This is a genomic window from Lentisalinibacter orientalis, assembly GCF_040706535.1.
In the GTDB taxonomy this organism is placed as follows: Bacteria; Pseudomonadota; Gammaproteobacteria; order Steroidobacterales; family Woeseiaceae; genus Lentisalinibacter; species Lentisalinibacter orientalis.
On sequence record NZ_JAPDRJ010000001.1, the window covers coordinates 136,534 to 160,852 of the forward strand.

Here is a 24,319-nt window from a genome sequence, read left to right on the forward strand (position 1 = left end):
GGTTTCTCTGCCCGGGATCCCGGCGCCGCGTCACGGGCGGTAGCCGCCGACCGGGCTGCGATTGCCCGGCTTGCCGAGCACCATCTGGACGTCACCGATGGCGCGCTCGCGGAAGCCGCCTTCGCAATAACAGAGGTAGTACTCCCACATGCGGATGAACACGTCGGAATAGCCCAGCTCGCGCACGGCGGGCAGGTTAGACATGAAGCGCCGGCGCCATTCGGCCAGCGTGCGGGCATAGTCGAAGCCGATCTCCTGCAGGTCATAGAGCCTGAGCGAGGTGGCCCGGGTCAGGATGTCGAGCATGGCCGTGACCGAGGGCAGGCCGCCGCCGGGGAAGATGTAGCGCTTGATGAAATCCACCGAGCGACGGGCGTGCTCGTAGTTCTGGTCGGCAATGGTAATCGTCTGCAGCACCATCAGCCCGTCGTCGGCGAGCAGGTCGTCCACCTTGCGGAAATAGGTCGCGAAGTACTCGTGGCCCACGGCCTCCAGCATCTCTACGGAGACGATCCGGTCCCAGGTGCCCTCCAGGTCCCGGTAGTCGCAGAGCCGCACGTCGACCCGGTCGGCGACGCTCTCCGCTTCCGCGCGCCGCTTCGTCGCGGCCAGCTGGTTGTCCGACAGGGTCACCGTGGTGACCCGGCAGCCATACTCCTTCGCCGCGTGCACGGCCAGCGCGCCCCAGCCGCTGCCGATCTCCAGCAAACGATGCCCGGGCGCGAGATCCAGTTTCTCGCACAGCAGGCGGATCTTGTTCCGCGAGGCCTGCTCCAGCGTGGTATGCTGCTCGTCGAACACCGCCGCCGAGTACATCATGGTGTCGTCCAGGAACAGGCGGAACAGCTCGTCGCCCAGGTCGTAGTGAGCCTGGATGTTGCGGCGGCTGCCGCGGCGGGTGTTGCGATTCAGCCGGTGCGCGAGCCGGAACACCGGGTGCAGCAGCCGGGCGGCACCGCCGTCCATGCTCTCCAGCACGTCCCGGTTCACCAGGAACAGCCTGACCACGTCGGTCAGATCGTCGGCCTTCCACCAGCCGCGCATGTAGGCCTCGCCCGCGCCGAGCGCACCGCCCAGCGCGATCTCGGCCCAGGCGCGCGGGTCCACGATGTCCACCGTCACATCCAGCGGCCAGCGCTCCGACGTCATCCCGAAGCGGTGCTCGCGCCCGCCCTCGCGCACGACCATGCGGCCACGGCGGATGCTGTTCAGGCGGCCGAGGAGACCGCGGCGGGCCAGCGAGTCGCTCCAGGGCAGTTTTCGTTCCCGGCGGTCCTCGGCGGCGATGGCGATGTCGTGGTGTCTCATGCGTGGGTGACGGGGTTTGGTTTTGGGGTTTCGGGTTTCGGTTTTCGGTCTCGGTATTCTTTTTTCGGTTTCGGGCCTGAAGGCCCTCCTACATTTATACCGTTTTTCCGGGGTGCGGGATGTAGCGGGCCCGCTTCAGCCACAGGCGCAGCGCCTCCCAGTGGATGCCGGCCACGACCTTCAGCGTCATGAAAGGATAGCGCAACAGGGCCAGTGCCAGCTCGCGCCCGGTGAGCGGCCGGCGCCGCAGCACCATCGAGGCCTGCAGGCGCAGCTCGCCGTCCTGGAAATCGTTCATGGCCACGGACAGCATTTCGCCCGGGCGCGAGAAGTAGCACTGGTAGCGCATGTCCATGGGCAGGAAGGGGGACACGTGGAAGTCCTTGTCGAAACCGGCGCGCCGGCCGCCGGCGGCGGGGCGCAGGGAATCGCCGGCCAGCACGTAGCAGTGCTGCTCGCCCCAGGGCGTGTTGTTCACCTCCAGCACGACCGCTTCCATCTCGTCGCCGGCCTCGTCCAGGCAGTAATAAATGCTGACCGGATTGAAGGAATGGCCGAAGTAGGCGAGATGGGAGAGCAAGAAGATCCGACCCCCGGGCCGGCGGCCCGTGCGCGAGGCGACGAGTTCGCGCACGCACTCGTCCAGGGGTCGCGACGGATCGCCGAGATGATCGGCCCGGCGGAATCGCACGGGGGCGAAGCGGCGCGCCGACCAGAGCAGGAGACGCCCGCGCAGCCGGTCCAGCTCCTGCAGGTCCAGGAACACCATGAACAGGCGGTAGCGGAAATCGTGCTCCGGCTCGCCGTAGCGGCGGTGCCTAACCCACCCGCGATAAATACAGCTCTGCATCGCTCATCTGCTCCCGGCGGCTGCCGCGCACGTCCTCTACCGCCGCCAGCGCGCTCTGCACGCCGTCCTCGTGGAACCCGAAACCCCAGTAGGCGCCGCAGTAGGCCGTCCGGTTGACGCCGCTGATCTCGCGCCGCCGTCCCCGGGCCTCGACGGAGGGGACGTCGTACACCGGATGATCGTAATCGATGCGGCGGATGATCTTCGCGGGATCGATCTCGGCACTGCGGTTCAGCGTCACCAGATACTGGGTCTCCGTCGGCAGGGACTGCAGGATGTTCATGCTGTAGGTTACCGCGACGCGGCGCTGCGGCTGCCGGGGCCGGTGATAGTTCCAGGCGGCCCAGGCACGGCGCCGGCGCGGCAGCAGGCGATCGTCGGTGTGCAGCACGGCCTCGTTGGGCTGATAGGCGATGGCGCCCAGCACCTCCCGCTCCGCGTCGCTGGGGTCCGCGAGCATGGCCAGCGCCTGGTCACTGTGGCAGGCGAGCACGGCGTAATCGAAGCGCTCGGGCGCCCCTCCCCGCGGCGTCACCGTGACGCCGTCGCGGTCCCGGGCGACGCGCTGCACCGGCGTCGCCAGCCGGACGCGGTCGGCGTACGACCGCGTCAGGGGCTCCAGATACTGCCGGGAGCCGCCCCGTATGACCCGCCAGCTCGGCCGATCCGACAGCTGCATGAGGCCGTGGTGGTCGAAGAAGCGGGCGAGATAGGTGAGCGGGAAGTCGCCCACCCGCTCCGGCGAGGCGGACCAGATGGCCGCTGCCATCGGCAGCAGGTACTGCTCACGGAACGCCGAAGAGTAGCCGTTGTACTCCAGGTACTCGCCGACGGTCAGCTCCTCGCCCTGCGGCGCGGCCGAGCGGGCGAGCGCCGTGCCCTCCTCGTTGAAGCGCAGGATGTCGCGCAGCATACGGTAGAAGCCGGGACGCAGCAGATTGCTGCGCTGGGCGAAGATCCCGTTCATGGAGCTGCCGCAGTATTCCAGTCCGCTGCGCTCGCACTGCACGCTGAAGCTCATGGCGGTGGGCTGACTCTCCACGCCCAGTTCGGCCAGCAGCTTCACGAACTCCGGGTAATTGCGCTCGTTGTAGACGATGAACCCGGTGTCGATCGCGATCGCGCCCTCGGGCGCCTCCACGTCGACCGTATGGGTATGCCCGCCGGGCCGGTCCGCGGCCTCGAACACCACCACCTCGTGCTCGGCGGCAAGTCCGCGTGCCGCGACCAGTCCGGACACGCCCGCACCGATGACCGCTATCCTCATGTCCTGCGTCGCCCTCTCAACAGATAAGCCGATCAGATAACACGATCGAGCCAACCCGACCTTGTTCACGCACGTACGGCGTGCAGGGGAGTGTTTCGTGCCGCCGCGGGCTTCGGATGCAGGTCGCGGCACTGCTACCATGACCGGGTACGCCGTAATGGCACCCTGACAGGAGACACGAGCGATGGCGCTGACAGAATCCCGCATGCTCCCCCTGGGCACCGAGGCCCCGGCCTTCACCCTGCCGGATTGCGAGGGGGCCGAGCACTCGCTGGCGGATGCCGCGGACGCGCCCGCCGTGCTGGTCATGTTCATCTGCAACCACTGCCCCTACGTGAAGCACGTGCGCGGGGAGCTCGCCCGGCTGGCGCGGGACTACACGCTGCGCGACGTCGCGGTATTCGGCATCAACAGCAACGACGCCTCCACGCATCCGGACGACAGCCCTGCGAAGATGCGCGAGGAGGCAGCCGAATGGGACTACAGCTTCCCCTACCTGGTGGACGAGGATCAGTCGGTGGCGAAGGCCTACGGCGCCGCGTGCACGCCCGACTTCTTCGTTTTCGACGCCGACCGTCGCCTGGCCTACCGCGGCCAGCTGGACGACAGCCGGCCCGGCAACGACGAGCCGGTGACCGGCGCCGATCTCCGCGCCGCCCTGGACGCCGTGCTGGAGGGGCGGCGGGTGCCCGAGCCGCAGAAGCCGAGCATCGGGTGCAACATCAAGTGGAAGCCGGGCAACGAGCCGGACTGATTCCCCGGCCGACCATCACTCGGCTGCCGGCAGGTCGGCGCCGCGCATCAGTTTGATCTCCAGCGGGCTCGTCGTGTCCAGGTGCACGTCGCGCTGCGGGAAGGCGATCACGATGCCCGCCTCGTTGAACTTGCGGTTGATGGCCCGGTGCAGGTCCGTGCTCGTCTCCAGGCGCACATCCAGTGCCGGCACGAAGCAGCGCAGACCCAGATTCAGCGAGTTGTCACCGAAGGACTCGAAGGTCACCAGCGGTGCCGGGTCGTCCAGCACCTTCGGGTGCTCGCGTGCCGCCTCCTCGATCAGCAGCAGCGCCTTCTCGACGTCGCTGCCGTAGGCCACGCCCACCATGAAGTGGATGCGGATGATCTCGTCCGAGAGCGACCAGTTCAGCACGCGGCCGGTGATGAACTCCTTGTTCGGGACCAGCAACTCCTGCCGGTCCCAGGTGCGGATCGTCGTGGCCCGGATCTGCACGCGGGTGACGGCGCCGCTGGTATCGCCGACCGTGACGATATCGCCGACCCGCACGGGCCGCTCCATCAGGATGATCAGTCCGCTGATGAAGTTGGCCACGATCTCCTGCAGACCGAAGCCGATGCCGACACCCAGCGCCGCCACCAGCCACTGCAGCTTCGACCAGTCCACCCCGATGGTGGCCAGCACGAATGTAAGGCCGATGCCGGCGATGCTGTAGCGGGCGAGCGTGGCGAAGGCGAGCCGGCTGCCCGGTGTCACGGAGGGACGCTGGCGCAGCACGATCTCCAGCAGGGAAGGAACGGTGCGGGCGCCGACCACGGTCAGCAGGACGGCGAGCGCTGCCGCGAAAATATCCATGAGCGTGACCGCACGGATGCGTTCCTCGCCGCCGACCTGTTGCACGGACTGCCACAGGGTGATGTCGCTGAAGGCGCCCAGCGCCGGCAGCATCCCCGACCAGATCCCGCCGAATCCGAGGAACGCGGTCACGGCCAGCGCCACGTTGACGAGCTTGCGGGTATCGGCGTCGAGCGAGCCGATATCCACCGGGGCTTCGACGGCCACGGCTGCCGACTCGTCGGATGCCGCGGGCATGGTTCCCTCGGCCTCCCGCGCGGCGCGGGCGGCTTCGCGCCGGTGCAGCGCCTCTCGCAACAGCAGGCGGCGGCGCATCACCAGCAGCCAGCGCACTACCAGCTCGCGCAGCAGCACCAGGCCGAAGACCAGCCACAGGGTATTGATCAGCTTCCCGAGCAGAGTGCCGGCGGAATACAGGAAGCCCGCCAGCGCCATCAGTCCCAGGGCGGCGGGCAGTGCCAGCGACAGCAGCGGCCAGAACCAGGGCCAGGAGAGGACCGGCTCGTCGCCCTCCCGACGCTGCAGGGCCTTCAAGATCCCGCGCCGGGGCACCAGCAGCCGATAGAGGAACACCATCAGACCGCCGATCAGTACCAGGAACACGACCTGGACCAGGGCGCCGACGGAGGCGGCCTGGTGGAATCCCATGGCCGTCACCAGAACGAAGCCCGGCACCAGCAGGGTGAGCATCAGCTGATCCATCTGCCGGCGCAGCCGCGCGAGCCCCTCGGGCGCCCAGCGGAAATGGCCCTCCGCCACGCCGCCCGGCGTGCACAGGATCCGGAATGCGCGCAGGAAGAACAGCAGGGGCGTGATCTGCAGCAACGCGGTGCCCACGGCGCGGGACGCCGGTGTCGCCTGCCACGAAGCGCTGAGTTCGTAACCGGTGACCCCGGTGAACAGAGGCCAGGGTACGGTCATCACCAGAGTGATGCCGACCGCCCGCAGCGTACTCGCGAACGTGTCCTCTGAGGGCTTGCCGACCTTCGCCGCGCTCGCCCTCAGCGCGGCCCGCAGCGCGCCGAGACGCCACCAGAAAGTCAGCAGCACCAGCACCGCGAGCATCTGCAGGGGCGAGCGAGTGAGCCGCAGCACAAAGACCTCTGCAGCCTCCAGCCATTGCCCGGGCGCCAGGAAGGCGGCGACTTCCCCCGGCAGTGCCATAAGCCCGGCCGGCCCCAGCGTCGGCCGGTTGCGCACCCACATCAGGCGTTCGGAGAGAAAGTCCCGGTATTCCCGTACCACACGATAGATCTGGGACTCGGTGTACTCGTACTCCGACAGCAGACGGATGTAGTCGTCGTTCACCTCGGACAGCTGCCGGAGCAGATCCTGACGCACGCCGGCCAGCCGCTCGAGCGATCCGCGCAACGTCTCGGCTTCGACCGGCGGCAGCCCCTGCAGGAGTTCCTCCACCCGCGCGTCCACGTCGCGGTACTGCTGCAGCGCCTCCTCCAGCCGGATGTCGCGGAGCCCGGCCTCGGCGATCCGTTCCTCCCGCTCGCGGGAATCGCGGCGGTAGTCGGCCAGCGCCGGCAGGTCGCGCCGCTCCGCGCCCAGATAGCGCCCCATCGCCGGGCTGACGCCCGCCACCTCCAGCTTCTGGCGCGCGTTCTGGAAACGGCGCTCCAGCGACTGCAGCCGCGCCCGGGCACTCTCGTCGTCGCCCGTCAGCTGATCCAGGCGCCGGCTCAGCTCCCTGAGCTCCTCCGCCAGCGCGAGGTTGCCTTCCAGCAGATCCCGGGCCAGAGGGTGCTCCGCGGCCTCGCCCAGTTCGCCGGGGGCGATCTCGGCCATCACCCGCGCCGTCTCGCTCCGGCGCCGCTCGCCCAGCGCCGACTGCAACTCGCGCACCCTTGCCTGGGCGGCCTCCAGCGTGCGGCGGGTCTCGCCGCGCTGTGCCTCGAGCAACTCCACTCTCATCGGCAGACTGAGGAGCTCCAGGTCGAGCTTGCGGCCCTCCTCGGCAAGCGCGCGGACGGCAGTCTGCCGCGTCCACGCGCGGGCCTCGGTAACGATATCGCTCTCGCCGGCGGGCGCGGCCTGGGTCATCCGGGCCGCAACCTCCCTCGTCTCCTGTGCGACGCCCGCCTGCCTCTGGCGCACCGCCTGGGGTCTGGTCTGTGCCGCAGCCAGCTTTTGCTCCAGCTCGGCGAGCTTCGCCTGGGCCGCGGCTACCGCGGCCCGCTCCTGCTGCAGGCGCTGCTCGATCTCCCGCGCCGGCGTATCCTCGCCGAAATCCAGTCCGGCCAGCGGATCGCGGCGAGCGGTCGCGGCGAGCGACCGGCGGATCTCCTCGGTCTGCTGCGGGGCACTCACCTGCGCCTGCTCGAAACGCGCCGCCGCCTGCCGGTGCGCCTCTGCGGCCTCGAGGTTCGCGAGTGCGCGGCGGTACAACTCCGCCGCCGCCGCCTTCGTCTCGTCGTCGTAGGCCGCCGAGGCCTGCACCTGCTCCAGCCGTGACTGGATCAGGGCCGCGGTGACCTCCGTGGCCGGCGAATCCGCAGCCGCCTGGGCGTGCGATGGCGCGGTGGAGAACAGACCGATCGCGGTCAGAATGGCCGCACCGACAGCCGCAATCGAGCAGCGGATCGCCGCCAGACGTGGCGTTACCGCCTGCACATGCGTAACACGCACAATGGCCTCCGCTCTCAGCCGCCCATAGTATGGCGCGTATGATCGCACGCGGCCTCACTCTCGCACTACTGCTCGCGCTGGCAGCAACCGGCCTCGGCGAGGAGCTGCCGGTCGCGCGGGTCGGCGTCGTGCTGGACGGGCCGCTCAGCCGACCGATATTCAGCCGCGAACGGGTCCGTGACGAGATCGCCGCGCTGCTGCAGGGCGAATGGCAGCTCGAGATGGGGGAGGAGACCACGCGGCTCGGCGACTGGACCCTCGCCGGCGCCCGCGCCGCGCTGAAGGCGCAGCTCGCCGACGAGCGCATCGACGTGGTGATCACCCTCGGCGTCCTCGCCAGCCAGGCCGCCGCCGACATCGATACCCTGCCGAAACCGGTGGTGGCCGCGATCGTGGCGGACCCGGAGCTGCAGGGCTTCCCGCTGGCGGACGGCGCCAGCGGGAAGCGGAACTTCACCTACCTGACCGACTTCCGCAGCATGGGCGAGCAGGTGCGCAGCTTCCGCCGCGCCGTCGAGTTCGACGATCTCGCCATCCTCGTCGATGCCGACATCCTGGCGGCGATGCCGCGGCTGCGCCGCGAGAAAGAAGCCGAGATCGAGCAGCGGTTCGGCATCCGGGTGGAGATCGTGCAGACGGGCCCCTCGCCCGAGTCCGTATTCAGCCGCCTGACGGACGCGGACGCCGTCTACGTAACGCCTTTGCTGCGTTTCAGCGCAGACGACGTGCGTCGGCTCGCCGACCGGCTGATCGCCATGGAGTTGCCCTCTTTCTCGATGCTGGGCGGCGAGGAACTGGACCACGGCCTGCTGATGAACCTGGGCGGTGGCGAGCAGGCCGACATCGTCGCCGCGCGGCGCATCGCGCTCAACGTCCAGCGCATCCTGCTCGGCGACGATGCCGCCGGCATCCCGGTGGCGCTGAACTACGCGCAGTGGCTGACCATCAACATGGCGGTGGCGGACCGGCTGGGTTACGAGCCCGACTTTTCCGTCATGGCCGACGCCCGCCTGCTGAATGCGCAGCCCGGCCAGTGGGGAGAGCGGCTCTCCTTCACCGAGGCGCTGGCCATCGCCGTGCGGCGCAATCGTCGGCTGCAGGCCGCCGCCTACGGCCCCGAGCTCGCCGCCACCGAACTCGATTCGGCGCGCTCGCGGCTGCTGCCGCAGCTGGGCCTGGAGGCGGCCCGCACCCACATCGATGCCGACCGGGCACTGCTGCAGCCGGAGCGCAGCACCGACCTGCAGCTGAGCGCCCGCCAGGTCGTCTACTCGGACGACGCGGTCGCCGACTGGCGCGCCGCGGGCCGGCGGGTCGATGCCAGCATCCTGGACTACCGCGCGCGGGAACTCGACGTCATGCGTTCCGCGGGCGAGGCCTATCTGCAGGTACTGCGCGCCCGAGCCATCTACGAGGTGCGCCAGGCGAACCTGGAGATCACTCGTGAGAACCTGCAGCTGGCCCGGGTGCGGGAATCCATCGGCTACTCGGGCCGCGCCGACGTCTTGCGCTGGGAGAGCCGCCTGGCGACGGACCGGGTGGACCTGATCGACGCGGAACGCTCGCTGGACCAGGCCGGCGTGCGCCTCGGCCAGCTACTCGGCGCCTCCCAGGAGGAGCCGCCCCGACCGGCCGACGACAGCGTGGACACCACGCTGGGATACTTCCGCTCCGAACGCTTCGGCCGCCTCATCGACTCCCAGAGCGCCTGGGACCGGTTCCGCGCATTTCTGGTCCGCGAAGCGCTGGAGCGTTCGCCGGAGCTGGCCGGCCTGGACGAGCGCATCGCCGCCGGCGAGCGCCAGCGACTCGCGGCCCGCCGCAAATTCTACATACCGGAGATCGCGCTCCAGGCCGGAGCCGGCGAGCGCATCCAGGCGAGCGGCGCGGGCTCCGGCTCGTCGCTGTTCCAGGGCCTCATCCAGCAGGACGACCGCTCATGGAACGTCGCCCTGACGGCCTCCTGGCCCATATTCAGCGGCGGCGCCCTGCGGGCGCGGCTGTCGGCGGCCGAACTGGAACTCGGCCGCTTGCAGGCCGAGCGGCTCGCCGCGGAAGAGGACATCGAGGCTCGGATGCGCATCGCGCTGCACGCGACCGGTGCCTCGTTCCAGTCCATCGGCCTCACCGAGGGAGCCGCCCGGGCGGCGCGTGAGAACCTGGACATCGTCTCGGACGCCTACGGCCGCGGCGCCGCTTCCATCACCGACCTGCTGGAGGCCCAGGACGCCCTGCTCGATGCGGAGCTGGGCACGGAGAACGCCCGCTTCCGCTACCTCATAGACGTGATGGACGTACTGCGGGCAACGGCGGATTTCCGCCTGGTGCTGGAGCCGGCATATCGGGAGGAATTCCTGCGCCGCGCGCTGGCGTTCGTCGAAGACGGCGGCAGCGACAGAGGGAGCGCCCATGAAGAGAACTGAATCGCCGCGGGGAGACGTGGCCACGATTGCCCGCGCCTTGTGCCTTGCCATGTGCCTTGCCATGTGCCTCGCGCTGCTCGGCGCCTGCGAGGCGACGCCTCCGCCCACCGAGCCGGAGGTGCGGCCGGTGCGCTACAGCCGCGTCGTCGCGGCCGGTACGCAGGAGGCCGAGACCTTCTCCGGCGTCGCCCAGGCCGAGATGGAGACCGACCTCTCCTTCAAGGTGAGCGGAACCCTCGTCGAGCTGCCGGTGGCGCTCGGCGACGGGCTGGAGGCCGGGGCGCTGATCGGCCGGCTGGACCCCACCGACTACCGGGTGCGGCTGGAGGAAGCCGAGGCCGGTCTGGCCCAGGCCCGCGCACAGGAGCGCAATGCGGCGGCCAGCTACGAGCGCGTGCGCGGCCTGTACGAGAACCGCAACGCCTCGCGCAGCGACCTGGACAGCGCCCGCGCCGCGTTCGAATCCGCCCGGGCCTCCGTGAACGCGGCCCGCCAGAAGCTCGAGGCGGCGCGGCTGCAGCTCTCCTACACGCGCCTGTACTCGCCCGCCGACTGCACCGTGGCCAGACTCGTCGCCGAGGTCAATCAGAACGTCCAGGCCGGCCAGCCGATCGCCCGCGTGAACTGCGGCGACTGCGCCGAGGTGGTCGTCAACGTGCCCGAGACCTACATCGAGCGCATCCGCAGCGGCATGGACGCGACGGTGTCCATCGACGCTGTCGACCTGCCGGAGATAGCCGGCACGGTCTCCGAGGTGGGCGTGGCCACCGGCCCCCGCGGCGCGACTTATCCGGTCACCATCGCCCTCGGTGGCGGCTGCGGGGTCGTGCGCTCCGGCATGGCCGCCGAGGCGAGACTGCTGCTGCCCGCCACCGGCGACCGGGGCGAGCTGATGGTGCCGACGGTGGCGGTGGGCGAGGACCGGCAGGGGCGATTCGTCTTCGTACTGGAGCCGGCCGGAGACGGATCCGGCCATTACACGGCGCGCCGGCGCGCCGTCGAGACCGGCCGCCCCGACCCGGACGGCATGGTCATCACCCGCGGCCTGTCAGCGGATGAGCTCGTGGTCACCGCCGGGGTGCGACGCATCGCCGACGGCCAGAAGGTGCGCCTGCTGGACCGGGACTGATGCTCGATATCACCCGCATCGCGCTCGAGAAGCGACGCATCACCGTCGTCTCGCTGCTGATCCTGTTCGTCGCCGGCGGCCTCGCCTACCGCGAGATGCCGCGGGCGGAGGATCCGGGCTTCATCGTGCGCACGGCGATGGTGCAGACCGTCTTCCCCGGTGCGAGCCCCGAACGGGTGGAGATGCTGGTCACCGACAAGCTCGAGCGGGTGATCCAGGAGATGCCGGAGCTGGACACGGTGCGCAGCAGCTCGAAGGTGGGTGTCTCCGTCATCTACGTGGACATCCGCGAGGAATACAAGGAGATGCAGCCGATCTGGGACGACCTGCGCCGCAAGGTGGAGCGGGTGGCGCCGGACCTGCCCGACGGCGTGCGCGGCCCGTTCGTCAACGACGAGTTCGGCGACGTCTACGGCATCCAGATTGCGGTCACCGGCGACGGCTACAGCTACCGGGAACTGGAGGAAGTGGCCGACGAGGTGCGCGACGAGCTGCTGCTGATCCCCGACGCCGCCAAGGTGGAGGTGGCGGGCGCGCAGGAGGAGCGCATCTTCGGCGAGTTCGACAACACCGTGCTGTCGGAATACGGGCTCTCCCCGCTGCAGCTGCGCGAGGCCCTGGAGGCGCGCAACATCGTGCTGCCCGGCGGCGACATCACCACCGAATACGAGAAGATCGTGCTGGAGCCGAGCGGCAGCTTCGCCTCGGTGGACGACATCCGCAACACGCTCATCCGCATCCCGACCAGCGGCGAGATCGTGCGTCTGTCCGACGTGCTCGAGGTCCGCCGCGGCTACATCGACCCGCCCGACCAGCGGGTGCGCTACAACGGCGAACCCAGCCTGATACTGGCCGTCTCGATGCGCGAAGGCGGCAACATCATCGACCTCGGCCGCTCGGTTCGCGAGGTCCTCGAGCGGGTGCGCGGCAACTATCCCATCGGCCTCGAGCTGGACGTGCTCCAGTTCCAGCCGCAGGTGGTCGAGGACAAGATCGACGACTTCGTCTCCAACCTCGTGCAGGCCGTCCTCGTCGTCGGCCTCGTGATGCTGGCTTTCCTCGGCGTGCGCACCGGCCTGGTGGTGGCCAGCCTGGTGCCGGCCGCCATCCTCGCCAGCTTCGCGCTCATGGGGTTGTTCGATATCGGCCTCGACCAGGTGTCGCTGGCCGCGCTGATCATCGCGCTCGGGATGCTGGTGGACAACGCCATCGTCATGTCCGAGTCCATCATGGTGCGCATGCGCGACGGCGAGGAGGGCAAGAAGGCAGCGCTGGCCTCGGCCCGGGAACTGCGCCTGCCGCTGCTGATCTCATCGCTCACCACCTCCGCCGCCTTCCTGCCGATCTACCTGGCGGAGTCGTCCACCGGCGAGTACACGGCGCCGCTGTTCAAGGTGGTGACGATCACCCTGCTCTCCTCCTGGGTGATGGCGCTGACGCTGATACCGCTGCTGTGCATCACGTTCCTGCGGGTCGGAGAACGGGATCCGGACGCGGCGGACGGGCCCGCGATGCGCCGCTACGATGCCGTGCTGCGCGCCGTCCTCGCCCGTCCGGGGATGACGCTCGCTGCCGTCGCCGCCGTATTCGCCCTGTCGCTCTATGCGCTGCGCTGGGTACCGGACATCTTTTTCCCGCCGAACGACCGGACCACGTTCACCGCCGAGCTGGAGCTGCCGGTGGGCTCGCCGATCGAGGCCACGGACGCCATGACGGCGGAGCTCGAGCGTTTCATCGCGACGGAACTCGCCGACAGCGACGAGCGGGACGGCATCGAGCAGTGGGCGGCTTTCGTCGGCGAGGGCGCGCCGCGCTTCATCCTGTCGTACAGCCCCGAGCCGCCGAATCCGAGCTATGCACTGATCCTCGGCCACACCGGCGAGCGTGCGACCATCGACCGGCTGGTGGTGCCCGAGATCGAGTCCTTCGTGCTGGAGCGCTTCCCGCCCGCCAAGGTCACCGTGCGCCCCCTGCCGATGGGCGAACCTGCCTGGCCGCCGATTGCCATCCGCCTGAAGGGACGGGACACGGAGACGCTGTTCGAGCTGCTGGACGAGGTCAAGGCGAGGCTGCGCGAGACGCCGGGCGCCGCCCAGGTCACCGACGACTGGGGGGCACGCACCAAGAAGGTTGAGGTGCGCATCGACGAGACCCGCGCCCAGCAGGCCGGCGTCACCAACCAGGATGTGGCCATCGCCATGCAGACCTACCTCTCGGGCCTGGAGACGACGGAGTTCCGGGAAGACGACGACCTGATCCCGATCGTGCTGCGCTCCGCGAGCGAGGAGCGTCTGGATCCGGACCGCCTCGGCAACATCGCCGTGTATGCCCACGGCGGCTCGCGCACGGTGCCGCTGAGCCAGGTGGCCGTGCCGGATATCGTCTGGCAGCCGGGGGTGATCAAGCGCCGCGACCGGCAGCGCACCATGACCGCGGAGGCGCTGCTGCAGCCCGGCTACACCTCCAGCGAGGTCATCGAGAACATCGAGCCGTGGCTGCGGGAGGCCTCCGCCGACTGGCCGTACGGCGTCAGCTGGAGCCTGGGCGGCGAGGCGGAGACTTCCGCGGACGCCAACGCCTCCATCATGGAGAAGCTGCCGTTCGCGATCATGCTGATCGTCCTGCTGCTGGTGCTGCAGTTCGACTCGGTGCGCAAGCCCGCCATCATCCTCACCACCATCCCGCTGGCCTTCATCGGCGTGATCGCGGGGCTGCTGATCGCGCGCTCCTACTTCGGTTTCATGACACTGCTCGGCGTGATATCGCTGGCCGGTATCGTGATCAACAACGCCATCGTCCTGCTCGACCGGATCCGGATCGAGCAGGAAGAGAACGGACTGGGGCAGGCGGAGGCCGTCGTGGCGGCGGCGCGCCAGCGCGCGCGGCCGATACTGCTGACCGCGGCCACGACGATCGGCGGACTGATCCCGCTGTGGATCGGTGGCGGGCCCATGTGGGAACCGATGGCCATCGCCATCATCTTCGGCCTGGCCTTCGCCACGGTGCTGACCCTCGGCGTGGTGCCGGTGCTCTATCGGGTGCTGTACCGCACGGGGGACCCGGCGCCGCCCTAGTCGGCCGCCCTGGCCAGCCACCCGGGCCAGGCGCCGTGGCCCCGGCTGCCCTGCCGGACCGCCCTGCACGACCGACGGCGGCCGACGGAGCGTTTGGTCAGAGCTGCGCCAGCGCCTGCTGCACGCGGGCGAGCATGCTCGGCTCGCCGCCGGCCATGTTCTCGCCTTCGGCCTGCTGCAGCAGCTCGGCATCCTGGCGCCAGCGCTCCAGGATGGCCTTCTTCTGCTCCGGCGACAGCTCCTTCGCGGCCAGAACGGCTTCCGGTGTTTCGAATTCGCTGGACGGGTCTGCGAGTGCGTGTTCGAGATTCATACCAATGGGCGTCGTTACGTGGAGGTTGTCGGCAGGGACTTGCCTGCGGCTCTTTCTTCACCCTATCGGGTATGGCCGGGCAATACAATTGCCCGCGACGGGCCCCGCCCGCTACACCCGGAATGCCAGCGCCGCGGCCCCTCCAACGACGAGGGCGAGCCCGGCGAGCTGCAGGGGCGCGAAGGCGGTGCCCAGCAGCAGCCATTCCGCAGTGGCGGTAAGCACCGGAGCCAGGCCGACGAACGCGGCGGCCACGCTGGCGCCGGCGGTCTGCATCGCCCGGTAGAGCCCGAGCACGCCGCCGGCCATCGCGACGCCCGCGCCGAGCACCCACCACCACACCGCGCTCAGCGCGGACCATTGCGCCGTTGCCGTCCAGGGCAGCACGGCGAGCAGTACCGCCGTGCCGAACAAGAGCCTTCCGGCGGCCACGAAGCGGGGATCCGCGTCCCGCAGCGTGCGCTTTGCATAGACGTCCGCCAGACCGATCAGCGGCAGCGTCGCCGCCAGTGCCCAGAACGGCCAGCCGATCACGATGCCCCCGGGCCCCGTATTCATGAGGAAAAGCCCGGCGCTCATCACACCGATAATGAGCCAGGCGATCCGGCTCAGGCGTTCGGCCAGCAGGAAGCGGGCCGCCACGGCGGTGGCCACCGGATACATGGACTGGAACAGGCTGCGGTTGGTGGCCGTGGTCTCCGTCATGGCGAGCACGCTCAGGAGCACGACCGCCCCGGAGCCCATCGCTCCCACCAGGAATACATGCCGCCAGGTCCCGCGGCCGTGGCCGACCAGCGTGCGCCCCGGACCGGCGGCGAGCAGCGGCGAGAGCGCGACCGCCGCCGCCACGGCCGTCGTGGCAACAGACAGCGGCAACGGCGCCGCACCGGCCGTCAGCGCGGCTTTCTTGGCCAGCGGCGCCAGGCCGAGGCAGCCTGCGGCCAGGGCGACGTCGCCGATGAGTCTGAAGCCTTTGCGGATGGGCGAATCCTTCCGGGGGTGGCGTCGTACGCTACCATACGCGCACCCTCTCCATGGGCAAGGCTCATGGGCAAGACCCGATGGACAAGAATTGAGGAAGGGAGCCATGGACAGGAGACCGATCATGACGCCTCAGCGTGCAGCCACGGCCGCCCTGCTCGCACTGCTCGGCCTCCCGCCCCTGGCTGCCGCGCCCGCGGCCGCCGACGAGCAACCCGGCGACATCGAACTGACCGCCTCGGCCGCCTGGCGCTACGGCGGCAGCTTCGACCGCGCGGACGGCGGGGACCTGGACATCGAGGACGGCGGCGGCTACGCGCTGACGGCGAACTTCCGCGCCGAGGCCAACACCCAGTGGGAGGTCTACTACTCGCGCCAGAGCAGCGAGTTCACGACGGGCGACCTGTTCGCAGGCACGCCGGTGGTCGACGTGGACGTCGACTATTTCCACGGCGGCGGCACCTACATCGTGCAGGGCGGCAATGTCAGGCCCTACGTCGTCATGACGCTGGGCATCTCGCGCTTCGCACCGGCCGACGCCGAAGACGCCGACCTCGACGACGAGACCTTCTTCTCGGCCTCCCTCGGCGCAGGCCTGCGCATCGCCGCCGGCGAGCGCATGGCCTTCCGGCTGGAAGCCCGCGCCTTCACGAGCTTCGTCGACAGCGACTCGAACCTGTTCTGCGTTGCCGGCGGCAGCGACAACGTCTGCCTGCTGGAGGCCGACGGCAGCACCGTCACCCAGTGGCAGGCGACGGCCGGCCTGACGCTGAAATTCTGAGCGGCGCTACCAGCCCTTGAAAAACCCGCCGTCGGCGAAGTCCCACAGCAGGGTCAGGTGATAACGGGTGTCGTACGCCTGATCGCTCAGCGGTAACTCCACGCCCAGGTTCAGGGCCACGTGGCCGCCCCGCGTGAGGCCGATACGCACCTGCGGCAGCGCGGTGAACTGCACGGCGTCCTCCCCGTTGCGGTCGAACGGCGCGGTGGCCGTGACCTCCAGCGCCGGGAACACGCGGCGGGGCCACGGGCTCCAGGTGTAGTGCACGATGCCGGCCAGCTCGAGCTCGCCCTGATCGAAGTCATCCACCGGCAGCTTCACGCGGGCGCTGCCCTGGAAGATGGCCGCGTCGTTCAACTGCTTCGCGTAGGCCAGGTAGGGCGCGAGTTCCACCTCGCCTTCGCTCTGCAGCGGCACGGCCACGACGAAGGCTGCCGACCACAGCGAGCGGTTCTCCAGGCTCCAGGCGAAGGCGTGCTTGTAGCCGACCTCCACCTCCTCGAACTCGGAGTCGACGCCGTCGTCGGCATGGATGATCTCGAGTATCGTCTGGCCCGCCTTGCCGACCCGCTTCTCGAACTCGATCACGTTGCGGAAGACGTCCTCCCCGTCCCGGTTCTCCAGACGGGACTTCCACACCCATTCGTCCTCCGGGAAGGCCTTCTTGGTGCGCACCGGCAGGAACAGGTTCATCTCGCCCGGCGGATACTCGCTGGTGTCCGCCAGCGTCTTCACGTAGGCGACCACGGCCTCGATCTCCTCATCCGAAAGATTCGCGCCCTGGGCGGGCATCTGTGCGGACAGACCCATCGCATGACCGCCGTGCTCGACCACCATGGCCCAGTCTGCGCGGGGCTCCCGGCTGTTGAACAGCGGGTCCGACAGATCCGCCGGCTCGGGGTCCAGGGCCTGCACCACCGGGCTGTCCGGATCCGGCATGCCCTGCGGGCCGTGGCAGGATGCGCAGACCGATTCGAAAATTCGCTTCCCTTCTTCGATATCCGCTGCCCGGACAGAGACCACGGCCAGGCAGCAGAGCAGCAGCACGCACGCGCGCCTCATGACACTCTCCTTGCAAAGGACCATGGGATGACCGTAACGCAGGACACCGGCCGGCCCCATGCCGGCAATTACCTAACGTCCGGGGGTTGACTCAGGAGCCGGGATCGGCGGCGCGCAGTCGAGAGCGCAGGCGCTCCAGTTCGTCGATGAGGTCGAGCGCCAGCGCGGCGCCCTGGATATTCAGGCCGAGATCACGCTGCAGCGCGACGGCGCGCCGGGCGCGGGTCAGGCTGGCGCCCGTGAACTGCCATTTGCGACGGCGATAGCTGACCGGCTCGATCACGCCCTCCTCCACGAGCTCGATGATGTGCTCGGCCCGCACGGCACAGGCGCTGCTGAGTTCCCGCAGCCCCAGCGTCGTGGTTTCCTCCAGGATGAAACCGGTGATCTCCGTGCCCGTGTCCCTGCTGTGACGATCGCTCATGACTCCGTCCCGGGCGGCTCAGCGGCCCGCCTCCGTGCCGCGCCCGGCCATGCGAGCGCGCGGATCGAATTCGAACTGGTCGGCGAAGCGGCGGTAGGCGGCCTTCTGGTCCTCCGTCTCGGCCGGCGGCGTCTCGATGCGCACCGTGGCGTAGAGGTCGCCCGGATTCTTGCCCGGCAGCCCGCGACCCTTCAGGCGCAGCTTGCGTCCCGCCGACGTGTTGGGCGGGATGGTGAGGTCCACCGTGCTCTTCGGCGTCGGCACCTCCACCTTGGCGCCGAGGGCGGCTTCCCACGGCGCGAGCGGCAGGTCGAGGTGCAGATCGGCGCCGTCGACGCGGTACAGGGGATGGGGGCGGAACTCCACTTCCAGGTAAAGGTCGCCGGCGCTGCCGCCGCCCATGCCGGGCGTGCCCTGGCCGGCCAGGCGGATGTGCTGGCCCGGCCGCACGCCCTTCGGTATGCGCACGTTCAGCGTGCGCTGCCGGGTGCGCACGTGCCCTTCCCGGTCCACGGACGGCGCAGTGAGACTGATTGCCCGGGTGGCGCCCTCGAAGGCTTCCTCCAGGTCGATCAGGATCTTCGCGTGGTGGTCTTCGCCCCGGGCGCTGAAGCCGCCGCCGCGGGCCTGGCGGAAGTTGCCCATGCCGGCGCCCATGCCGCGGCCGCCGAACAGCGACTCGAAGAAGTCGCTGAACGCCGAGGCGTCGCCGCCGGTGAAGCCGCCGCCGGAGAACTCGAAGCCGGCGTCCCAGTCGGGCGGCGGCCGGAAGTCCTGCCCCGCCTTCCAGTCGGCGCCGAGCTGATCGTAGGCGGCGCGCTTCTCCGGGTCCTTCAGCACCTCGTAGGCTTCGCCGACTTCCTTGAAGCGGGCCTCGGCGTCGGCCTCCTTGCTGACGTCCGGGTGATACTTGCGGGCGAGTTTGCGATAGGCGCGCTTGATCTCGTCCTGGGTGGCATCCCGGTCCACGCCCATGATCTTGTAATAGTCCTTGTACTTCATACGCGCTGCTTCATCCGCGAGACTCGCTGTCCGACACGCTATAGATCGTGGCCGGGACGCCCTTTTTCAAGCATCCGACCCGGGTATCGCCGGCCGCCCTGCAGACCCTACAGGCCGAACGGATAGGTATCCGGCATGCCCTCCAGCTCGTCGGTGGCGAGCGGCGTGACCGCGCGGCTGCGGTCGAACCAGACGTACTCGTCGAACTGCCGCGGCAGCACCGCTTCGAAGTAGTGGCTCATGCGTTCGGTCTCCGGACGGTAGATTACGCCGATCGCCCGCTCCAGGCGCGGCCGCGACAGCGCCTCGCGCAGCTCGGTCTCGCCGTCGTCGGAGAGATCCAGCAGGAAGCGACCGACGCCGGTGTCGTGCATCAGACGCTCGTAGCTGTCGGCCAGCGACGGCCGCACGATCTTCACCTCCATCGGCCCGTCCCAGTCGGACGCGGCTGCCACCGTGCCGCCGTGGGTGCCGAAGCCGATGCTGTAGACACCCTCGCCGAAGGCCTCCCGGCAGAGGCGGCCGATGTTGGTCTCGCCGCGGGCGGACATCTCGGTGGCGTCGGCGTCGCCGATGTGCGAGTTGTGCGCCCACACCACGGCCTTGGCGTCCGGGCCGTGGTGCTCGAGCAGCAGCGACAGCGTGTCGAACATGTGGGTGTCGCGCAGGTTCCAGGAAGTGCGCGAGCCGTAGTACATGCTGCGGTAATAGCGCTCGGCGTTGGCCACCAGCCGGGCATTCTGCATGGCGTCCAGGAAGCGCTCCCCGTCGGCGGCCACGTACTCCTCGCGCCGCTCCAGCAGGTCGGTGAGCATGCGCACGACGTCCTCCTCGCAGCTGCGATAGGAGCCGGTGAGGGCGGCGTGACCGTAGGTGGCCGGGTCCGTCTGCCAGGGGGTCAGGCAGCCGTAGCGCCGGCGGGCCAGCGCAGCGGTGTCCGGGTCGACGTCGTCGAGGTAGCGCAGCACGGCCCGGATGGAGGTGTAGAGGCTGTAGAGGTCCAGCCCGTAGAAAGCGAAGCGCTCCGGCTCGGGCAGTCCGCCGTTGTGCCGGCGCAGCCACTCCACCAGTTCGCGCACCTCGGCGTTGCGCCACATCCAGGTGGGGAAGCGGGCGAAGGCGGTCCACTCCGACGGCGGATACTCCAGATGGCGGATGTAGTGGTCGATACGGGCGGCGTCCGGCCAGTCGCCCTCGATGGCCATGAAGCCGAAGCCCTTGCGTTCGATCAGCTCGCGGGTGATGCGCGCGCGCATCCGGTAGAACTCCGACGTGCCGTGGCTCGCCTCGCCGAGCAGGACGATGCGCGCATCGCCGATGCGGGCCATGAGGCCGTCGAGGCCGGCGGCGTCGATGTCGTCGAAGGGCTCCGCCCGCTGCGCGATGCTGGCCTCCAGCGTCGCCGGCCGGCGCCGGCCCTGCGCCGCGGGCTCGCTATCGCCGCCTTCCCAGCCCTGCTCGCCCACCAGCGGCACGAAGCGCACGTCGGCCAGATCCTCGGTGGCGAAGTCGGACTCCGAGACGCGGGTGACCCGGACCAGCTCCTGGGCATAGGGCCGCGGCCCCACCGGGATCACCAGGCGGCCGCCCACCTTCAGCTGGCTCTTCAGCGAATCCGGTACCGCCGGGCCGGCGGCGGCCACCACGATGGCGTCGAAGGGCGCGGCATCGGCCCAGCCCAGCGTGCCGTCGGCATGGAGCACGTGGACGTTGTCGTAGCCGAGGGTAGCCAGGGCCTCGCGGGCGCGTTCGGCCAGCGCCCCCACGCGCTCGATGGTGTACACCTCGCCGGCGATCTCGCCGAGGACCGCGGCGGCGTAGCCCGAGCCGGCGCCGATCTCCAGCACCTTCTCGCCGCCTTCCAGTGCGAGCGCCTCGATCATCATCGCCACGATGTAGGGCTGGGAGATGGTCTGGCCCTCGCCGATCGGCAGCGGGTTGTCGTCGTAGGCGAACTCCCTCAGATGCTCGGGCAGGAACGCCTCCCGGGGCACCCGTCGCATCGCCTCCAGCACCGCAGCGGAGCGTACGCCCCGGCCCTCTATCTGGCGCGCGACCATCCGGTCCCTTTCCTCGCGCAGTTCGTCCGCGCGGGCGTGAGCGGCGGTATCCATTCGCTCTCCTCCCGGCCGCCGACAGCCGGTGTCCGTCCGTCTCCCTCCGAATCTACGCCCGCCGGCGACGCTTGCGACACCGGGGTTTACCGAACTCAGGCGAGCAGTACCGAGGCATCCGTGCGCCGGAGCAGCTCGGCGAAGGCGCCCGGCGCGGCCAACGGGTGCTCCCGGGGGACGATCAGCACCCGCGCGTCTTCGGCGCCGAGTGCCGCCGCCACCTCCGCGGGCGTGGCCCGGGCGAGCGGCCGGGAGCGGAAACCGGCCGGCGCCGGTGCGCCCGTCTCCGGCCCGCACAGGAGGACGGCCTCCAGGCCCTCCGCGGCCGCGATCCGGCCGGCCAGCGCCCGGAGCTCGGGGGCACGCTCGCCCTCGGCAGCCAGCAGGACCACGCGCCGGCCGCTGGACCATTCCTCCTGCACGAACAGCACCATCCGCCGGGCGCTGCCGACCAGCCGGTGGACGGGCAGCCCGTACCAGCTGCGCACGCCGGCGCGCCGATACGCCCGCGAGATCACCAGCGCGTCCAGCTGCTCGAGCCGGCGGCGCAGACCCTCGATGCCAGGCCCGCGCAGCACCTCGAAGGAGTGCTGCACCCCGAGGCTGGCCGCGCCGCGCTCGAACGACAGCCGCACCGCGCGCGAGCGCACGGCCAGCTGCCGGGTCAGGCGCCCGCCGCCGATCGACCGGGTCTCACCCAGCGTCGTCACCTCGCGCGCGAGTGCGGAGCGTTCCAGTTCCGCGGTCTCCGTATCCTCGACGAAGACGCCGATCAGGCTGGCCGACGGCCCCGCCAGGGACAGCACAGACCGGAGCACGCTCTCCAGCGGCGCGGCCGGATCCAGCGCGACGGCGACGCTGAGCCTGCGGTCACTCCCGCTCGCCATTGCCATTGCCGTCGCCATTGCCACTGCCGGCCTTCCCGACGGTATCGAGTTGGCGCTGCACGAACCGGGCCCGGCCTTCGGAGAAATCCGACAGCGTCGCCTGGACGCGCCCGTTGACCGTTCCGGGCGGGTACTTGCCGTCCCCGTCGGCGATGCCCGCGCTCTCGCCGGTCAGCAGTTCGATGGCCTCGTCCACCGTATCCACCGCGTAGACGTGGAACCGCCCGGCCGCCACGGCCTCGCGCACGTCGCGCCTCAGCATCAGGTGCTTGCGGTTGTCGGCCGGGATAATGACGCCCTGCTCGCCGGTCAGGCCGGCGTCGCTGCAGACGTCGAAGAAGCCCTCGACCTTCTCGTTGATGCCGCCGACCACCTGCACCCGGCCGTGCTGATTCACGGAACCGGTGACCGCGATGGCCTGGCGCACCGGCACCTCGGCCAGCGCCGATATCAGGCTGCAGAACTCCGCCACCGAGGCACTGTCGCCCTCCACCCCGCCGTAGGTCTGCTCGAACACCAGGCTGGCTGACAGGGACAGGGGCACCTGCCGTGAGTAGCGCGCGCCCAGCAGGGAGCCGAGAATGAGCACGCCCTTGCTGTGGATGGGGCCGCCGAGCTCCACCTCGCGCTGGATGTCGAGCAGGCTGCCGTCGCCCACGCGCACGGTGGCCGTGATGCGGGTGGGATGGCCGAAGGCGTATCTGCCCAGCTGCAGCACCGACAGCCCGTTGACCTGCGCCACCGCCTCGCCGGTGACGTCCACCAGTATCGAGCGGCGGGCGATGGCCTCGCGGTAGCGCTGGCGGATGCGGTCGTGACGGTGCTCGTACTCCGTCAGGGCCCGCTCGACGTCTTCCTCGTCCACCCGCCGCCGCCCGGCTTCCCGGGCCCAGTGACCCGCCTCGGCCAGCAGGTCGCCGAGCGGCCGGATGCGCGCCGACAGCTTGTCCGCGTCGCCTGCCAGCCGGGCACTGTGCTCCACCACCCGGGCGACGGCGTCGCGGCTGAACGGCGCCAGCCCGTCCCGGCGCACCATCCCGGCGATCAGCGCGGCCAGCTCTTCGCTGTGCCCGCCGTCGCGGTCGATCACGTCGGAGAAGTCGGCGGCCACGCGGAACAGCTCCGAGAACTCCGGGTCGTACTCGCTCAGGAGGTAATAGAGCCAGCGCTCGCCGACCAGCACGATCTTCGCCGTCATCGGTATCGGCTCGGGCTCGATCGTCACGGTCGTCATCAGGCTCAGCATCTGCTGCAGGCTCTGGATGGTGACCTCGCGCCCGGACAGCGCGCGCTTCAGCGCCTGCCAGGCGAAGGGCTCGCGCAGCAGCCGGTCGGCGTCCATCACCAGGAAGCCGCCGCCGGCACGCTGCAGCGCACCGCCGCGGATCATCCGATGGTCGGTGACCAGCGAGCCGAACTCCGCGTAATGATCGATGCGGCCCACCAGGTTGTGGTACACGGGGTGCTGCTCGTAGATCACCGGCGCGGCATCCAGCCCGGCGTTGTCCACCACCACGTTGACCTCGTAGCGCTGCAGGAACTTCGGCCGCTGGCGCCGGCCGGATTGCGGCATGAACGGCGGCGAAGGCTCCGGGTTGATCAGGGCAGGCAGGTGGGCGAGCAGGTCCTGCTCCACGCCCTCCAGGTAGGCGCTCGCGTTCTCCAGCGCCCGGTAGCGCTCCTTCAGCTCCTCCAGGAACGGTCCGACGGCGGAGACCCCCACCTGGCGGTCCAGCTGGCGCACACGCTCGTTGTGCTCCCGCTGCCACGCCGGCAGCTGGCGCAGGTGCGCGGCGAGCCGCTCGCCGAACTCGGCGATCTTGCGGCGGATCTCCTCCTGCTCGTCCTCGGGCAGCTCGCCGAAGGCCTCCTCGTCGATGACCTTGCCGTCACGCACCGGCGCGAAGGCGAAACCGCCGGGCGTCTGCAGCAGCCGCAGGCCGTTGCGTTCGGCATCCTCCGCCATCTCCGCCAGGGCGTGGCGGTGGCGCTCCTCGAACTCCTCGTCGATCTCCGAGCGCAGATGCCGGTACTCGTCGCTCTCGAAGGCGGCCGGCACCGACGACCAGACGTCGTCGATCAGCTGTTTCATGCGCTCGCGCAACCGCCGTCCCTCGCCGGCGGGGAGTTCCAGCGCCCGCGGCTTCTGCGGATCGTCGAAGGCGTGCACGTAGCACCAGTCGCTCGGTACTTCGCGCTGCGCGGCCGCCTCTTCCAGGAGCTGACGCATGGCGCCGTGGCGGTCGCTGCCGGGCTCGCCCAGGGCATAGAGGTTGTAGCCGTCGCGGTCCACGGCGACGGCGAGGCGGGCGGCGCCGAGGGCGCGGCTCTGGCCCACCACCTGCTCGCGGACGGGCAGGTCGTCGGTGCTGTCGAAATCGCGGTCGCGCACCTCGGAGCGCACATGCAGTGCCTCCGCCGAGATGCGGAATCGCTCTGTCCCTGTGGCGCCGTGACCGGCCATAAATGTCGGGCTCCT

17 protein-coding genes are annotated in these 24,319 nt (G+C 70.0%); 5 read left to right on the forward strand and 12 right to left on the reverse strand.

Features of this window, described 5'->3' with window-relative positions:
- Nucleotides 1-30: 30 nt before the first annotated feature.
- The 3 genes from ACJMK0_RS00575 to ACJMK0_RS00585 form a co-directional block, all read right to left on the reverse strand.
- Complete coding sequence (locus tag ACJMK0_RS00575; RefSeq protein WP_405234870.1) at nt 31-1,308, reverse strand: class I SAM-dependent methyltransferase; 1,278 nt, start codon at nt 1,306-1,308, stop codon at nt 31-33.
- 94 nt (nt 1,309-1,402) lie between these two features.
- Nucleotides 1,403-2,158: a DUF1365 domain-containing protein gene (locus tag ACJMK0_RS00580; protein ID WP_405234871.1), complete on the reverse strand. Its 756-nt coding sequence runs from the start codon at nt 2,156-2,158 to the stop codon at nt 1,403-1,405.
- Nucleotides 2,127-3,425, reverse strand: a complete 1,299-nt coding sequence (locus tag ACJMK0_RS00585; RefSeq protein WP_405234872.1) for an NAD(P)/FAD-dependent oxidoreductase — start codon at nt 3,423-3,425, stop codon at nt 2,127-2,129. Before ACJMK0_RS00585 ends, ACJMK0_RS00580 begins: the two co-directional genes overlap by 32 nt.
- 184 nt (nt 3,426-3,609) lie before the next feature.
- Here ACJMK0_RS00585 and ACJMK0_RS00590 point away from each other — a divergent pair, with 184 nt between their 5' ends.
- Complete coding sequence (locus tag ACJMK0_RS00590; protein WP_405234873.1) at nt 3,610-4,179, forward strand: thioredoxin family protein; 570 nt, start codon at nt 3,610-3,612, stop codon at nt 4,177-4,179.
- Nucleotides 4,180-4,194: 15 nt separating this feature from the next.
- Here ACJMK0_RS00590 and ACJMK0_RS00595 read toward each other — a convergent pair whose 3' ends face one another.
- Nucleotides 4,195-7,650 carry a mechanosensitive ion channel domain-containing protein gene (locus ACJMK0_RS00595; RefSeq protein WP_405234874.1) on the reverse strand — a complete coding sequence of 1,152 codons (3,456 nt, stop codon included), beginning with the start codon at nt 7,648-7,650 and terminating at the stop codon, nt 4,195-4,197.
- A 38-nt stretch (nt 7,651-7,688) separates the two neighbouring features.
- On the opposite strand from ACJMK0_RS00595, the gene ACJMK0_RS00600 reads away from it, so the two are divergent.
- From ACJMK0_RS00600 to ACJMK0_RS00610, 3 genes are read left to right on the forward strand one after another with little or no spacing between them, the layout of a single operon-like run.
- Nucleotides 7,689-10,073, forward strand: coding sequence for a TolC family protein (locus tag ACJMK0_RS00600; protein WP_405234875.1), 2,385 nt, complete (start codon nt 7,689-7,691; stop codon nt 10,071-10,073).
- The gene (locus ACJMK0_RS00605) at nt 10,060-11,202 is read left to right on the forward strand and encodes an efflux RND transporter periplasmic adaptor subunit (RefSeq protein ID WP_405234876.1); all 1,143 of its coding nucleotides are present in this window, start codon (nt 10,060-10,062) and stop codon (nt 11,200-11,202) included. Before ACJMK0_RS00600 ends, ACJMK0_RS00605 begins: the two co-directional genes overlap by 14 nt.
- Complete coding sequence (locus ACJMK0_RS00610) at nt 11,202-14,276, forward strand: efflux RND transporter permease subunit (RefSeq protein ID WP_405234877.1); 3,075 nt, start codon at nt 11,202-11,204, stop codon at nt 14,274-14,276. Before ACJMK0_RS00605 ends, ACJMK0_RS00610 begins: the two co-directional genes overlap by 1 nt.
- Nucleotides 14,277-14,373: 97 nt before the next feature.
- Here the strand turns inward: ACJMK0_RS00610 and ACJMK0_RS00615 are convergent, their stop codons facing one another.
- Nucleotides 14,374-14,589, reverse strand: a complete 216-nt coding sequence (locus ACJMK0_RS00615; RefSeq protein ID WP_405234878.1) for a hypothetical protein — start codon at nt 14,587-14,589, stop codon at nt 14,374-14,376.
- A 111-nt stretch (nt 14,590-14,700) separates the two neighbouring features.
- A complete protein-coding gene (locus tag ACJMK0_RS00620) occupies nt 14,701-15,696 on the reverse strand; it encodes a DMT family transporter (protein ID WP_405234879.1) in 996 nt (331 codons plus the stop codon).
- Between ACJMK0_RS00620 and ACJMK0_RS00625 the strand changes: the two genes are divergently transcribed.
- Complete coding sequence (locus tag ACJMK0_RS00625) at nt 15,695-16,351, forward strand: outer membrane beta-barrel protein (protein WP_405234880.1); 657 nt, start codon at nt 15,695-15,697, stop codon at nt 16,349-16,351. The genes ACJMK0_RS00620 and ACJMK0_RS00625 overlap by 2 nt on opposite strands.
- 6 nt (nt 16,352-16,357) lie before the next feature.
- On the opposite strand, the gene ACJMK0_RS00630 is transcribed toward ACJMK0_RS00625, so the two are convergent.
- From ACJMK0_RS00630 to ACJMK0_RS00655, 6 genes are all read right to left on the reverse strand, one after another.
- A complete protein-coding gene (locus ACJMK0_RS00630) occupies nt 16,358-17,413 on the reverse strand; it encodes a c-type cytochrome (RefSeq protein ID WP_405234881.1) in 1,056 nt (351 codons plus the stop codon).
- A gap of 91 nt (nt 17,414-17,504) precedes the next feature.
- Nucleotides 17,505-17,837 (reverse strand): chaperone modulator CbpM, encoded by a 333-nt coding sequence (locus ACJMK0_RS00635; protein ID WP_405234882.1) that lies wholly within the window; start codon nt 17,835-17,837, stop codon nt 17,505-17,507.
- 18 nt (nt 17,838-17,855) lie between these two features.
- Nucleotides 17,856-18,839: a DnaJ C-terminal domain-containing protein gene (locus tag ACJMK0_RS00640; protein WP_405234883.1), complete on the reverse strand. Its 984-nt coding sequence runs from the start codon at nt 18,837-18,839 to the stop codon at nt 17,856-17,858.
- Between the two features lie 107 nt (nt 18,840-18,946).
- Complete coding sequence (locus tag ACJMK0_RS00645) at nt 18,947-20,953, reverse strand: protein-L-isoaspartate(D-aspartate) O-methyltransferase (protein ID WP_405234884.1); 2,007 nt, start codon at nt 20,951-20,953, stop codon at nt 18,947-18,949.
- A 95-nt stretch (nt 20,954-21,048) separates the two neighbouring features.
- Nucleotides 21,049-21,840, reverse strand: coding sequence for a hypothetical protein (locus ACJMK0_RS00650; RefSeq protein ID WP_405234885.1), 792 nt, complete (start codon nt 21,838-21,840; stop codon nt 21,049-21,051).
- On the reverse strand, nt 21,824-24,304 hold the full coding sequence (locus tag ACJMK0_RS00655) for a Lon protease family protein (RefSeq protein ID WP_405234886.1): 2,481 nt from the start codon (nt 24,302-24,304) through the stop codon (nt 21,824-21,826). The genes ACJMK0_RS00650 and ACJMK0_RS00655 overlap by 17 nt, the downstream gene beginning before the upstream one ends.
- Between the last annotated feature and the right edge of the window lie 15 nt (nt 24,305-24,319).